At 66.5% G+C, this 13,425-nt stretch carries 17 protein-coding genes; 7 read left to right on the top strand and 10 right to left on the bottom strand.

Annotation, left to right across the window (positions count from 1 at the left end):
- Positions 1-17 precede the first annotated feature (17 nt).
- Positions 18-569, top strand: a complete 552-nt coding sequence (locus ABZW16_RS08275) for a helix-turn-helix domain-containing protein (protein ID WP_354953536.1) — start codon at positions 18-20, stop codon at positions 567-569.
- Between the two features lie 249 nt (positions 570-818).
- Here the strand turns inward: ABZW16_RS08275 and ABZW16_RS08280 are convergent, their stop codons facing one another.
- Together ABZW16_RS08280 and ABZW16_RS08285 are read right to left on the bottom strand one after the other, a co-directional pair.
- A complete protein-coding gene (locus ABZW16_RS08280) occupies positions 819-974 on the bottom strand; it encodes a hypothetical protein (RefSeq protein ID WP_354953538.1) in 156 nt (51 codons plus the stop codon).
- Positions 971-1,210 carry a hypothetical protein gene (locus ABZW16_RS08285; protein ID WP_354953540.1) on the bottom strand — a complete coding sequence of 80 codons (240 nt, stop codon included), beginning with the start codon at positions 1,208-1,210 and terminating at the stop codon, positions 971-973. The genes ABZW16_RS08280 and ABZW16_RS08285 overlap by 4 nt, the downstream gene beginning before the upstream one ends.
- Positions 1,211-1,385: 175 nt before the next feature.
- Here ABZW16_RS08285 and ABZW16_RS08290 point away from each other — a divergent pair, with 175 nt between their 5' ends.
- The 4 genes from ABZW16_RS08290 to ABZW16_RS08305 all read left to right on the top strand — a co-directional run bounded on the left by ABZW16_RS08290 (position 1,386) and on the right by ABZW16_RS08305 (position 4,824).
- Positions 1,386-2,333: a helix-turn-helix transcriptional regulator gene (locus ABZW16_RS08290; RefSeq protein WP_354953542.1), complete on the top strand. Its 948-nt coding sequence runs from the start codon at positions 1,386-1,388 to the stop codon at positions 2,331-2,333.
- A complete protein-coding gene (locus ABZW16_RS08295) occupies positions 2,330-3,391 on the top strand; it encodes an XRE family transcriptional regulator (protein WP_354953544.1) in 1,062 nt (353 codons plus the stop codon). The genes ABZW16_RS08290 and ABZW16_RS08295 overlap by 4 nt, the downstream gene beginning before the upstream one ends.
- Before the next feature lie 247 nt (positions 3,392-3,638).
- Complete coding sequence (locus ABZW16_RS08300; protein WP_354953546.1) at positions 3,639-4,001, top strand: hypothetical protein; 363 nt, start codon at positions 3,639-3,641, stop codon at positions 3,999-4,001.
- A gap of 46 nt (positions 4,002-4,047) precedes the next feature.
- A complete protein-coding gene (locus ABZW16_RS08305) occupies positions 4,048-4,824 on the top strand; it encodes an HNH endonuclease family protein (RefSeq protein WP_354953548.1) in 777 nt (258 codons plus the stop codon).
- 73 nt (positions 4,825-4,897) lie between these two features.
- On the opposite strand, the gene ABZW16_RS08310 is transcribed toward ABZW16_RS08305, so the two are convergent.
- On the bottom strand, positions 4,898-5,704 hold the full coding sequence (locus ABZW16_RS08310) for a sulfurtransferase (protein ID WP_354953606.1): 807 nt from the start codon (positions 5,702-5,704) through the stop codon (positions 4,898-4,900).
- 234 nt (positions 5,705-5,938) lie between these two features.
- Here ABZW16_RS08310 and ABZW16_RS08315 point away from each other — a divergent pair, with 234 nt between their 5' ends.
- Positions 5,939-7,159, top strand: a complete 1,221-nt coding sequence (locus ABZW16_RS08315) for a benzoate/H(+) symporter BenE family transporter (protein WP_354953550.1) — start codon at positions 5,939-5,941, stop codon at positions 7,157-7,159.
- Between the two features lie 131 nt (positions 7,160-7,290).
- Here the strand turns inward: ABZW16_RS08315 and ABZW16_RS08320 are convergent, their stop codons facing one another.
- From ABZW16_RS08320 to pdhA, 3 genes are read right to left on the bottom strand one after another with little or no spacing between them, the layout of a single operon-like run.
- On the bottom strand, positions 7,291-8,688 hold the full coding sequence (locus ABZW16_RS08320; RefSeq protein ID WP_354953551.1) for a dihydrolipoamide acetyltransferase family protein: 1,398 nt from the start codon (positions 8,686-8,688) through the stop codon (positions 7,291-7,293).
- Between the two features lie 25 nt (positions 8,689-8,713).
- Positions 8,714-9,685 (bottom strand): alpha-ketoacid dehydrogenase subunit beta, encoded by a 972-nt coding sequence (locus tag ABZW16_RS08325; protein WP_354953552.1) that lies wholly within the window; start codon positions 9,683-9,685, stop codon positions 8,714-8,716.
- Positions 9,682-10,794 carry a pyruvate dehydrogenase (acetyl-transferring) E1 component subunit alpha gene (gene pdhA / locus ABZW16_RS08330; RefSeq protein WP_354953554.1) on the bottom strand — a complete coding sequence of 371 codons (1,113 nt, stop codon included), beginning with the start codon at positions 10,792-10,794 and terminating at the stop codon, positions 9,682-9,684. Before pdhA ends, ABZW16_RS08325 begins: the two co-directional genes overlap by 4 nt.
- A 146-nt stretch (positions 10,795-10,940) precedes the next feature.
- On the opposite strand from pdhA, the gene ABZW16_RS08335 reads away from it, so the two are divergent.
- Positions 10,941-11,432: an Lrp/AsnC family transcriptional regulator gene (locus tag ABZW16_RS08335; protein WP_354953556.1), complete on the top strand. Its 492-nt coding sequence runs from the start codon at positions 10,941-10,943 to the stop codon at positions 11,430-11,432.
- 88 nt (positions 11,433-11,520) lie between these two features.
- Here the strand turns inward: ABZW16_RS08335 and ABZW16_RS08340 are convergent, their stop codons facing one another.
- From ABZW16_RS08340 to ABZW16_RS08355, 4 genes are read right to left on the bottom strand one after another with little or no spacing between them, the layout of a single operon-like run.
- Positions 11,521-11,742 (bottom strand): type II toxin-antitoxin system HicA family toxin, encoded by a 222-nt coding sequence (locus tag ABZW16_RS08340; protein WP_354953558.1) that lies wholly within the window; start codon positions 11,740-11,742, stop codon positions 11,521-11,523.
- Entirely contained in the window at positions 11,739-11,960 is a 222-nt protein-coding gene (locus ABZW16_RS08345; RefSeq protein WP_327095706.1) for a type II toxin-antitoxin system HicB family antitoxin, read from the bottom strand. The genes ABZW16_RS08340 and ABZW16_RS08345 overlap by 4 nt, the downstream gene beginning before the upstream one ends.
- A gap of 49 nt (positions 11,961-12,009) precedes the next feature.
- Positions 12,010-12,432: a thioesterase family protein gene (locus ABZW16_RS08350; protein WP_354953560.1), complete on the bottom strand. Its 423-nt coding sequence runs from the start codon at positions 12,430-12,432 to the stop codon at positions 12,010-12,012.
- Positions 12,429-13,388 carry an AraC family transcriptional regulator gene (locus tag ABZW16_RS08355; protein WP_354953562.1) on the bottom strand — a complete coding sequence of 320 codons (960 nt, stop codon included), beginning with the start codon at positions 13,386-13,388 and terminating at the stop codon, positions 12,429-12,431. Before ABZW16_RS08355 ends, ABZW16_RS08350 begins: the two co-directional genes overlap by 4 nt.
- Between the last annotated feature and the right edge of the window lie 37 nt (positions 13,389-13,425).

Raw genomic sequence — 13,425 nt, forward strand, 5'->3', positions numbered from 1 at the left:
TGTGAGATCGTTAGGAAGTGGATGCATTCGAACTACTGGCACACCCGGTGCGACTGCGGATCGTGCATGCGATGCGCGGTGGGCAGATCCGCACCACCGCCGAGCTGTGCGCCCGCCTTCCCGACGTATCGAAAGCGATGGTCTACCGGCACGTCGACCTGCTCGCGGACGCCGGAATCCTGGAAGTCGCCGAGGAGCGGCGGGTACGGGGCGCGGTGCAGCGCCACTATCGGCTGCGCCAGGACCGGGCGAGCGTCGATGCCGAGGCTGCCGCGGCACTGTCGCCCGAGGACCATCGACGCATCTTCGCCACCTCGCTGGCAGTACTGATCGCCGAGTTCAACGCCTACCTCGACCGGGAAAACCCCGACCCGGTAACCGATCTCGTCGGCTACCGGCAGCACGCCGTCTGGCTCAGCCGGCCGGAACTGGAACAGATGATCACCGAGCTACGCCAGGTGATCTGGCCCCGGCTGGCCAACCAGCCGACCCCCGACCGCGGGCAGTACCTGCTCAGCCCGATCTTCTTCCCCATCGAACCACCATCAGCCGACCCTGAAACCAAATGAGGCGGGCGGAAATCGACCTCTGCGGATCTGCAGACCCGCGCTTGTCGCTCCCATCGAGAATGCCGCGACAAACCTCGAACCCACCAGCGAACGAGATGCGCCGAACGAGCACGGTTGCCGCATAGCGCGCGGCGTGGTCCTCTCGCTAACGAACGATTCTCAACAGCGGACCCACTTGCCAGGCTCGCTGAAAACGACTCGTCCGGAACCGAAGTCGGTAGCGGCGAAACGGTTCTGGCCTCCAATCGCTCAGCGGTCCCGATCTTCGTCCTCGATACGTGCTCGGATCGCCTGCACCGTGCGATCCTTCGGGATGCGCTCAGGCCAGCAGGTCACCGCGACGATCACGACCAAGGGCAGCCCGATCACAACGACGTACCCGAGCACGATCCATCCGCCGCTCATCGAATCTCGCTGTCCAGGACCGACAGCGGGTCTACGGCGATCGTCGCGCGCATCGCCGCTGCAATCGCCGAAATCACGTCGGCGTCGGGTTCGGCGAACTCGACTTCCCATCCGTCGCTATCGACCAGTGACCATGACCCGTCGTCGCGCTGGAGATAGCCGTACCCCTCGTCGTCGTCCGGAGCCATCGCCAGCTTCCTGGCGTCTTCGTCATCGAATCGCGCGGGGAGTTCCATCTCCCGTCCCCCTTCAGCCGTCGTTGGTGGTGAGCACCCACCGCCGGGATGCCGTTGAGGGCACGGCATCGACCCGGCGGCGGGGCTGAAAAACGCGCTAGGCGTGCGACTTTCGGGAATGGAGTAGTTCGGCGTCCACAGGCGTCTACAGCACAAAGCACGTTAGGCTGGTCTTATGGAACCCGGTGCGCTGATGCGCGCCGCTCGCGAAGCGGCGGGTATCTCACTGCGCGCTATGGCCGAGCGGAGCTACTACAGCCGGGCGTACCTGTCACTCATCGAGACCGGCCAGCGCCCGGTGCCTGCCGGTGTCGTCGCTGCCTACGAAAGGGTGCTGGGCGCGGACTTGGAGCGGCTGACGGCGGTGGCGCGAGCGCCAGCCAGCGTCGACCCCGTCGCCCTGTCCGACGTGGCAGTAATGCTGGCGGCTACGCGCCGAATCGAGGACGCGGCAGGGGCTTTGACGGTTCTACCGGCCGTGCGGGGCATGGCCGAGATGGCCGAGGCCTTTGCCGGTGAGGCACGTGCAGGACGGAGCGACGCGGCGTGCCTCGCGTCGGAGATCACGCAGTATCGGGGATGGCTGGAGCACGCGATCGGAGCCGACTCTGCTGCCCGGCGAAGCCTCGGCACGGCAGCGAGCCTGGCGAAGGAGTCCCGCGACCCGGACCGGATTGCGCACAGCCTGGGCTTTCTAGGCTACGTGACGGTCAGCGCGGGGAATTACGACGAAGTCCTCGCACTGTCGGACGCCGCGCTGGCGGTACGAGACGCGCACCCCGTCATCACGGCCTACGGACGGATGCGGCGAGCCGAGCTATTGGCCGCGCACGGAGAGACGCGCCAAGCACGACGCGCGCTGGCTCTGGCCGACGCTGCGGCGGAAGCGGCGGACGGCATCGAGGCCCCCGCGTCGATGTACTGGTGGAGTACTGGATTCGGAGCTGTGCAGCGTGGCGGCGTTCTGGCGCTGCTGGGGTACACAGGCGAAGCAATCGAGGAAGCGACACACGGGCTGGCCGCGATGCCAGCCGAGCATCGCAGGTCCGAATGGCTGGCATCAGCGCTACGCCGCGTCGACCCGGACATGAGCGCGGGCGATTCGGTCGCATCGCAGACATGACACATGGCGGCGACACCGCTGGCCTCTCGCTGATCGAGTCCGGCAAACGTGCTGTGCCCGCCGCTGTCATCGCCGCGTACGAGTCCGCGTTGGGCGAATCGGCGGACGGCGAGCGGGCTGGCGCTGAGTGGATTCGGCGCGTGGCCGCGTCGGATGTCGGTGGTGACACCCTCGACCGCCTCGAACTGGCTGTCGATGATCTGGCGTCGGCGTACTCGACCAGTCCACCCGGTGAGCTGCTGAACGATATCCGGCAGCATCTCGGCTATGCCGCACGCTTGATGGACGGCAAGAAGACCCTGATCCAACATCGGCGCCTCCTGGTCGCAGCCGGTTGGCTGTCCTTGCTGGCGGGTACCTGCCATATCGACCTGGGTGAGCTGTCGGCCGCAGCTGCGCGGCTGCGCGTAGCCCGCAATATCGCCGACGAAGCGAACCACCCGGAGATTTCGGCTTGGTGCCTGGAAACACGCGCCTGGCAACAGCTCATCAATGGCGAGTTCGCCGTGGCCGCCGAACTGTCGCGCGCCGCGCAGGATATCGCCCCGGTGGATAGCTCGGCCTACATCCAAGCGACCGCACAGGAGGGCCGCGCGTTGTCACGCCTCGGGGACAGCCAGGGCACATACGGGGCGCTGCGCAAGGTCGCCAGGCTGGTATCCGGGATGCGCGTCCCCGATCGGCCCGAGCACCATTTCCGCTATGACCCCGCGAAGTCCGATGCCTACGTAGCCACGACGTTGTCATGGATCGGGGATCCCGCCGCCGAGGCGTATGCGCGGAATGTCCTTGCCGATCTCGCGGGCGCTGCGGCGGTCCGGCCGCGTCGAATCGCGACGGCGCACATAGATCTGGGCTTGGCCCTGGTAGCAGCCGATAAGCCGGACGAGGCGGCTGATGTCACGCTCAGGGCCGTGTTTTCCGGCCGCCTGGTCCCGTCGAACTTCTGGCGCGTCGCCGAGGTGGTCTCCGGAATCGAAGGCCGAGACGCACCGGATGCGGCAACCGTCCGCGACGCGTTTCGCGACACCTACCCGGCGAAACCGAGCGCATCCTGACCGACGGCGCATCGCGGATCTGAACACCTGACGGCAGCGACATCACTGGTCGACGACAGTTTCCAGGATGCAGGGACAGACAGATATAGATTGGACACAGTGATACCGGCTGGACACGGATCAGTCTCTGACCTCGACTAGATGGACTGATCGCTACCACTCGGACAAAATTCGGAGAATACTGGTATATCCGCTGGTCATCGCGAGAGAACCGCAGTTGGGTGTCAACGGAAGCGGAGGGCAAAGCATGACGATTCTGCTCCAGGTACTCGAGCAGAGCTTCACGCCGACTACGCCGTGGGAACGGCGCAAATTCACCTTCGTCAATGCCGACAAGATCGTCGGCATGCGACTCGACGGACAATCCGGCGTCTGGCTGGATCTGTCGCGTCCTGGTGAATCTCAGCGTCTGGCCCGAACCCTGGACCCACGTGAGGCGGTCACGTTCCTGCTCAACACCTTCGCGAAGATCGCCGAATGCGAGGAACGCGGAGGCTCGTGGTTGATCGGGCACGATGGCGCGCACCCGGAGTCCATATCGGCGACCAGATTCCCGCCGCGGACGAGCGAAGTCGCCGATGACGAACTGCTGGCGCGCGCCTGGTTGTGAGCCCTGACCGGCTCGCTTCTCGAGGCGCTCCAGCTAGGTGCTACGAATGTCGGTGCATGCGGGTACATCTGACACCGTGCGTGCCGACATTCGACGATGGCTGCGTGCCCCACTCGGACTGCATGCCCTGCCCGCGCTGCGCACCCTGCTCGCGGTGGTGCTGCTCGCCGTGCCCGCATGCGCTGACCTCGGCTCCGAACCGGTCGCGCGCACACCGGACAGCCCGAGCCGGGCCCAGCTCGAGCATCTGCTCGCCTCGGTGCGGGTCGTCGCCGTGCGCGGGCATCCGGGTGGTTATGAGCGCGGATGTCAGGAGGGGCGGGGATGCGTATTCGGTCCGTCCTGGACAGATGACTACGACGGGCCCGGTGGGCGCGACGGCTGCGATACCCGCAACGACGTGCTGAGCAGACAGCTGACCGGAGTGAGCTTTCGGCCCGGCACCAACGACTGTGTGGTCACCGCGGGCACCCTCGACGATCCGTACACCGGCAACCGGATCACATTCACCAAAGCCGATGCGGGAGATATCCAAATCGACCACGTCTACCCGCTGGCCGCGGCCTGGGATATGGGTGCGGTGTACTGGCCACGCGAGCGCCGGGTGCGGTTCGCCAACGATATCGATGCGAACCTGCTCGCCACCGCCGCGAACACCAACCAGGCCAAGGGCGACAGCACGCCGTCGGCATGGCTGCCGCCCGCGCGGGCGAACCATTGCTTCTATGCGGGCAGATACCTCACCGTCGCGGTCCAGTACGACCTACCGGTGACGGCCGCCGATAGCGCAGTTCTGAACGATATCGCCCGCACCTGCCCGTGATTCGCGTCCGGCGCCGCGTGCGTCTCGGCAGGATGCAATTTCACCTGTACTGTGCCTCGCACCGGGGCCGGACTCAGGCTCCGGTGGCGACCGGACGCTTCGGGTCATTGGACCACTGCGACCACGAACCCGGGTACAGGGCCGCCTCGATACCAACGGCGGCGAGTGCGGCGACCTGGTGGGCCGCGGTGACGCCGGACCCGCAGTAGACCGCGATCGGTCCGGAACCGAAGGCGGCGAACCGATCCCGCAATGCGTCCAGGGCATGGAATCGGCCGCTGGCGTCGAGGTTGTCCGCGGTCGGTGCGCTGACTGCGCCCGGAATGTGTCCGGCCTGCGGATCAACGGGCTCCACCTCGCCGCGATAGCGTTCGCCCGCACGCGCATCCAGCAGTACACCCGACCATTTGGCGGCGGCATCGGCATCGATGACCGGCATCTGCCCCGGCTGCACCTCGACATCACCGAGTTCGGGATCGGGCTCCGCGCCGGTCGCGATCTCACCGCCCGCACTGATCCACGCGGGCAGGCCGCCGTCGAGAATCTGCACATCCGCGATCCCGCCCCAGCGCAGCAGCCACCATGCCCGGGCGGCGGCCATACCGCCGGTCGCGTCGTAGACGACCACCGGATCCCCGTTGCACACACCCCAACTGCGCGCACACTTCTCCAGCTGTGTCGGATCGGGCAGCGGATGCCGCCCGCGCGCCGGTGACGGTGGCGCCGCCAGTTCGGTTTCCAGGTCGACGAAGACCGCGCCCGGGATATGCCCTTCCAGATAATGCTGCGGGCCGTCCGGATCCCCCAGTGCCCATCGCACATCCAGTAGACGAACCCGCTTGTCTGCCAATACTTCCCGAAGTTCATCCGTCGAGATCAGTACCGCGCTCAACAAAGCTCCTAGTTCTGAATCCGTACCCTACGAGCACCGACACTCCTCACCCTACGCATTCACTAGCACAGATGTCAGCGCGCCATGAAAGGTACCGGCGGGTAGACAAGACCCCTTTCGGTCGGCTGCACACGCCCTCGGGAGTGCGTGCGCCAGCAATTCAGTCCAGTTTCGAGCGACTGGCTGTGACAACTGGACTGATGACCGGGGAAGATCCCAGAAATGTCCAGGCTTTCCCCGGCGCTCGCCGAATCCGCACCAGCAGCATCGGCTACCGCGCAGGCGCGGCTCACCCAGCCGCTCGCCGCCGGTGTCGTGACCGCTTTGGTCGGGTTCACCAGCGCATTCGCGGTAGTGCTCAGTGGCCTGACCGCCGTCGGGGCCAGCTCGGCGCAGGCGGCATCGGGACTCTTGGCACTCTGCGTGACCCAGGCCATCGGCATGATGCTGCTGAGTTACCGGTATCGGCTGCCCATCACACTGGCCTGGTCGACACCGGGCGCAGCGCTGCTGGCCAGCACGGGGGCCGTTGCTGGTGGCTGGGCGGCGGCGGTCGGCGCATTCGCGATCACCGGAGTGTTGATCGTGATCACCGGACTCTGGCAGCGGCTCGGCAATCTGGTCGCCGCGATTCCGGTGGAGATCGCGCAGGCCATGCTCGCCGGAGTGCTGCTGCCGCTGTGTCTCGCACCGGTGAAGGCCGTGCAGGCCAGTCCGGCGGTGGTGGTCCCGGTGATCGCGGTGTGGCTGGTGCTACAGCGATTCGCCAAACGCTGGGCGGTGATCGCGGCCTTTGCCACCGCCGCGATCGGGGCGGGCATCAGCATCGCGGTGCAGCACAAACATCTCGATCTCGCCGCCATGGCACCCTCGCTCGAATTGACCGTGCCGCAATGGAGCTGGCAGGCGATGATCGGCATCGCCATCCCGCTCTACATCGTCACCATGGCGTCCCAGAACATTCCGGGTACCGCCGTGATGAAGTCCTTCGACTACCAAGTGCCATGGCGCGCTTCGATGACCGTCACCGGTATCGGCACCATCCTCGGCGCGCCCGCGGGCGGCCACGCCATCAATCTGGCCGCGATCAGCGCCGCGCTCTCGGCGGCTCCGGCCGCGCACCCGGATCCGAAGCGTCGCTGGATCGCGGCGTGCACTGCGGGCGCCACCTACCTGCTCCTCGCGCTCGGCTCGGCCGCACTCGTCACGCTGATCGCCACCGCCCCCAGGGGCACGCTGGAAACCGTTGCCGGACTTGCCCTGCTGGCCACCCTCGCCGCGGCGCTGGCCGGTGCGCTGAAGTCCGAACAGCACCGCGAGGCGGGTGTCGTCACCTTCCTGATCGCCGCATCCGGAGTCGGGTTCCTCGGCATCGGGGCTGCCTTCTGGGCCCTGGTCGCGGGTCTGATCGTCCGCCAAGTCCTTACTCACCGCCAAGACTGAATCTTTTCGGGGATGGCCCGAGCTGAAAGACAGTGCGGCCCGGGCTAAGAGTCCTGCCCTGAACTTTGGGGTGAAGCGGAACAGCGGGGAACTGCGGCGGCCTCCGCAGGGTGCAACGCGCCTGCGCCGGGCTACATGCGACTCAGCAATGTCAACGGATCCTCGAGCAATCCGGCGACGGTCGCGAGGAACCGGGCGGCGAGCTCACCGTCGATCATCCGGTGGTCGAAGCTGATACCGAGGGTGGTCACCCAGCGGACGGCGAGCTCATCGCGAAATACCCACGGGCGCTTGCGGATCGAGCCGAGGCACAGGATGGCCGCCTCACCCGGGTTGACCAGCGGAACACCGGTATCGACACCGAAGACGCCGACATTGGTAATGGTGAAGGTGCCACCGCGCAGGTCCGTCGGCGTGGCGGCGCCGGAGCGGGCGGTCTCGGCCAGCCAGCCGATTTCGCGGCACAGATCGCGCAGGCTCAATGCCTGGGCTTCCTTGAGATTGGGCACCATCAGGCCGCGTTCGGTGGCCACCGCGATGCCGAGGTTCACATAGTGCCTGGTGACGATCTGATGATCCGCCTCGTCCCAGAACGCGTTGATACCGGGGTACTCCGCGAGCGCCGCGAGCACCGACTTGGCGACCAGGGCCAGCGGCGTCAGCGTCAGGCCCTCGAAGGATTTGGTGGTGCGCAGGTGATCGAGCAGTTCCATGGACGCGGTGAAGTCGATGGTCACGAAGGTGCTGGCCTGCGGGATGGTGCGGGCACTGATCACCATTGCGGCAGCCATGCGTTTGCGGATCCCGCTGATCGGCGTGCGTTCCTCGCGAACCGCGGGCCGGATGATCCCCGCGTTCGGATCGGTGACCGAGGGCGGCATGGGCAGTGCGGTGGCCTGGTCGCCGTCGCCGGTGCGGCCCGCCACGGCCCGCGGCTGCGATACCGGGACCGCGCCGCGCACGTCATCGACCGTCACCGCGCCATCGGGGCCCGAACCCGCGATATACCAGAGGTCGATCCCGAGTTCCTTGGCAAGCTTGCGTGCCGCCGGGGTAGCCGCGGCCCGGCGCATCCCCGCCGTATCGCGCGCCGCCAGGTCGCCGGGCTTCGCGCCGGCTACCTGCGAATCATCCTGCGGCACAGCGGATTCCGCTGGCACCGGCCGCCGTCGCCGAGACACCGGCTCGCCTTCGGGCCCATACCCCACCAGTACCGAGGTCCGCCCGTTCGCCCCTTCCTGCACGGCTCCGGTCTCCAGGTCGTTGCGCACCCGGATCAAAGGCGCGCCCACCGCGATCGTCTGGCCGGGTTCGGCGAGCAATTCGACCACCGTGCCCGAGAAGGGCGAGGGCAGCGATACCACCGCCTTGGCCGTCTCCACCTCGGCGATCGTCTGATTCAGCTGCACCGTCTCGCCGATACCCACCGACCACGACACCAACTCCGCGTCGGCGAGTCCCTCGCCGAGATCGGGTAGTCGGAATTCCAGAATATGACCCTGATCTTCGGCGGGGGCGCGATCTTCCACTGGGGCACCTCTCAGTCAGCGGTAGTCAGGCGGCGAGCGAGCGATCGACCGCGGCGAGGATGCGGTCCGGATCGGGCAGGTGGTGCTTTTCGAGCTTAGCCGGGGGGTAGGGGATGTCGAATCCACCGACGCGCAGAACCGGCGCCTCCAGGTGGTAGAAGCAGCGTTCGGTGATCCGCGCGGCGATCTCGGCGCCGAGTCCGGCGAAGACCGGCGCCTCGTGCGTCACGATCAGCCTGCCGGTCTTGGCCACCGATGCCTCGATGGTGTCGAAGTCGATCGGCGAGAGACTGCGTAGATCGATCACCTCGAGCGAATGGCCTTCCTCCGCGGCGATTTTCGCGGCGGTAATGGCGGAAGCCACGGTGCCGCCATAGGCGACGATGGTGGCGTCGTCACCATCGGTGCAGACGCGCGCCCGGTGCAGTGGCAGTGCGTCGGCGTCGAAGTCGACCTCGGCCTTATCCCAATAGCGCCGCTTGGGCTCGAAGAAGATCACCGGATCATCGAGCGCGATCGCCTGGCGGATCATGAAGTACGCGTCGGCGGGATTGCTCGGCGTCACCACGCGCAGTCCGGCGGTGTGCGCGAAATACGCCTCGGGCGACTCGGAGTGATGCTCCACCGAACCGATCCCACCGCCGAACGGAATGCGAATCGTGATGGGCGCGATCACCTTTCCCTGCGTCCGATAATGGATCTTGGCGACATGCGAGACGATCTGGTCGAAGGCCGGATAGACGAAGCCGTCGAACTGGATCTCGCAGACCGGCCGCCAGCCGCGCAGTGCCATGCCGAAAGCCGTCCCGACAATGCCGGATTCGGCCAGCGGCGTATCGATGACGCGATTGTTCCCGAAATCCTTCTGCAGGGTGTCGGTCACTCGGAACACCCCGCCGAGGCGACCGATATCCTCCCCCATCAGCACGACCTTCGGGTCGTCGTCCATGGCCCGTCGCAGCCCGGCGTTGAGTGCGGCGGCGAAGGTCGTGATCATGTGGGAACTCCTTCCGGTCGCGCGGTGGCCTGGCCGGGATCACCGGCCAGGTACGCCGCGTACTCGCTGCGCTCTTGGCTGATGAGCGGATGCGAGGTGGCATAGACGTGATCGAACAGCTGCGACGGCGCCGGATCCGGCATGTCGATGGTCGCGGTGCGCACCTGGTGCGCGACTTCGTCCGCGCGGGCACCGACCTGACGCTCGAATGCCGTGTCCCACAGCGTCTCTCGTTCGAGTAGCTTGCGCATCCGCTCGATCGGGTCGCGGCGGGCCCATTCCTCGGTCTCGGCGGCGGAGCGGTAGCGCGTCGGATCGTCGGCGGTGGTGTGCGGGCCCATCCGATAGGTGAGGGCTTCGATGAAGGAGGGGCCGCCACCGGTCCTGGCCCGCGCGGCGGCCTGTCGGGTGACCGCGAGCACGGCGAGTACATCGTTGCCGTCGACCTGTACGCCCGGAATCCCATATCCGTAGGCGCGCCGCGCGATCGGGGTCGCACTCTGGATTCGGACCGGGGAACTGATCGCCCAGTGATTGTTCTGGCAGAAGAACACCACCGCCGCGCTCCAACTCGCGGCGAAGCCGAGTGCCTCGGCGAGATCGCCCTGGCTGGACGCACCGTCACCGAAGTAGGCGATGGTCGCGATCTCCGCGCCGTCGAGGTGGGCGGCATACGCGTAACCGGTCGCGTGCAGGCCTTGGGAGCCGACGATGATATTCGGATTGGTCATATTGACCGCGCGCGGATCCCAGCAGGAGTGCGCGACCCCGCGCCACATCCGGGTGAGTTCGGTGGGATGGACGCCGCGACAGTAGGCCACGGCGTGCTCGCGGTAGCTGCAGAAGACGTAATCGTCAGGGTTCAAGGCGTATGCCGAGCCGACCTGCGCGGCCTCCTGCCCGAGCATCGGCGCCCACAGTCCGAGTTGGCCCTGCCGTTGCAGCGCGGTTGCCTCGACGTCGATCCGACGGGTGACGACCAGGTCCTGGTACAGCACACGCAGCTGTTCGGGCCCGATATCGGTGATCAGGGCGGCGTATTCGCGATCGAACACGCGACGGCCGTCGGGTTGTACCAACTGAACCGGGTACTCGGATTTATTCGTCATTCGGGATCGCCTCCTGACTGCGAGCACAGGGCGGGTGTGCCCCATATCACATAGCATCCACGAGAAGGCGATGTGCGCAAGTGATCAATACGCGAGTAAGCAGAATGCCCAATTCTGAACCGCGAACTGATGTCATACTGCGTCGTATGACCAGTAGAGAACCCGCCGACGTGACCTTGGACGCCACCGACGCGCGGCTATTGCTGGAACTGGTCGCCAACCCACGCGCGACCGGCGTCGAGCTGGCCACCCGGCTCGGTTTGTCCCGCAATACCGTGCAGGCGCGGCTGTCGCGCTGGGAGGCGAGCGGGGTGCTCGCGAGCTTCGAGCGCCGGGTGCAACCGCGAGCACTCGGCTATCCGCTGGCGGCCTTCGTCGCGGTCGTCGCCGATCAGCACCGACTGGATTCGGTGGTCGACGAACTCGCCGAAGTGCCCGAGGTGACCGAGGTGTGCGGCATGACCGGGCTGACCGACCTCACCGTGCGGGTGGTCGCGACCGATGCCGACGATCTGTATCGGATCGCCGGTCAGATATTGAAGATTCCCGGTGTGGAGCGCACGAATATGGCATTGGTGATGCGGGAATTGGTCGGCCCCCGCACGGCCCCGCTATTGGATCGGCTGGCGGGCGCCTGATCGTTCGCCGCTGCGCCCCGAATTTCGCAACCGATGAACCGGCACGCTCTCGAGTTGGTCGGAGAGCTCCCCGCCGGGAACTGACGGCTTACAACAGGTTGAGGAATTCAGTGGCTGTCATTCCGGCCTGCCGGAGGATCGAGGCGAGTGTGCCGCGCTTGACGGTGCCATGCAGCGGCACCACCGCAGTCCTGCCGTCTTCGTGACGATAGACCGCATGGCTGCCTGCCGTTCGCACGTGTTCGAAACCGACAGATTCCAAGACTCGCAAGACCTTCCGCACCGGAAGGTCCGACAGCGCCGGGCTCACGCCGCGGTGCCGGGAATCTGGAATGAAGTCACCAATGGTGTGGCGGTTAGCTGGGGTTCCGGCGCCTCGGCGAGGTAGAGCGCGACCGCTTCACGCAGATTGTTCAGAGCCTCCTCGATCGTCTGGCCCTGACTGGCGACATCGACCTCGAGGCACTGCGCGACATACCAGTCCTCTTCCTGGTGCACCGCAGCCGTCAATACTCGCTGATCAGCCATGGAAGTAGTGTCCCACAAGGTCTTCGGCCGCCGCATCGTCCGGCTCGGGTCAGTCGGTGAGGAGGGTGGTGGCGGCGGTGCGGATTATTTCGGGGATCTCTACTGGCTTGCGGGTTTCGTTGTCCACGTAGACGTGGACGAAGGTGCCGGTGGCGGCGAGTTCGAGGGCGTCGCCGTCTTCGCGGAAGATGGCGAGGTCGTAGGTGATGCTGGAGCGGCCGAGGCGGGAGACGCGCAGGCCGACCCTGAGCTGGTCCGGGAAGCTGAGCGAGCCGTGGTACTGGCAGGAGGTCTGGGCGACCACGCCGAGGGCGGGCAGTTCGCGGATATCGGTGCCGGTGGCGTGCATCAGCCAGGCATTGACCGCGGTGTCGAAGTACGAGTAGTACGTCACATTGTTGACGTGGCCGTAGTGGTCGTTATCGGCCCAGCGGGTCGGCACCGGCCAGAGGACTGGATACTGCTGCGTCACCCGGCCGACGATAGCTCAGCCGGGGTGGTGCCCTGCCGGTGGTCGCGCGGACTCACGCCGAAGTGCCGTTTGAACGCCGTACTCAGGGCGAACGCGCTGCCGTAACCGACTTGGCGGGCAATGGATTCGATGGTGGCGTCGGATTCCTGCAGCAGGTCGGCGGCCAGGGCCAGGCGCCATTCGGTGAGGAACGACATGGGCGGCTCACCGACCAGATCGGTGAAGCGGCGGGCCAGCGCGGCCCGCGAGACACCGACCGCATCGGCCAGGCTGGCGACCGTCCAACCGTGGGCCGGATTGTGCTGTAGCAGCCGCAGCGCCTTGCCGACCAGCGGATCGCTATAGGCGTGATACCAGGCGGGCGCGTCATTGCGGGCGAACCAGGCGCGCAGGGCCGCGATCAGCACCATATCGAGCAGCCGGTCCAGCACGACGCCCTGTGCGGGCTCGTCCTTGGTGGCCTCGTCGACCAGGATGTCGAGCAGCCGGGTGTCGAAATCGCCGCGCTGCAGCACGATTACCGGCGGCAGGGCACGCAGCAGCCGCTGACTGGCCGCGCCCGCGGACTCATAGGTGCCGGTCACCATCACCGTGGCGCCGTCCGCGTCGGTCCCCCACTGACGCACACCGAGACTCAGTGTCTCGCAGAGGATTTCACCGTCGGCCGTCTTGGTGATATTGCCGGGGTCGATGAATATCTGCGGTTCGGTGGCCGGATCGTCGGCGACCGTATAGGGATCGGGACCGCGGAAGATCGCGATATCGCCCGCGCTCAGCTCCCGCGGCTTACTACCAGCCGCATCGGTCATGATCCAGGCCGTGCCACGGATCATCGAGACCACCGTCAGCGGCGCCCGATCCTGGATGCGCAGCGACCACGGCGGATCGAGCAGTGAACACATGACGAACGCGCCTCGGGCGCGTGGACCTTCGAGCAGACTGGCTAGCGCATCCACACATCAACAGTAGACGCTGACGCATGATCACGAGCCG

Origin of the sequence: Nocardia sp. NPDC004604 (assembly GCF_040609795.1) — a bacterium.
Taxonomy (GTDB): Bacteria; Actinomycetota; Actinomycetes; order Mycobacteriales; family Mycobacteriaceae; genus Nocardia.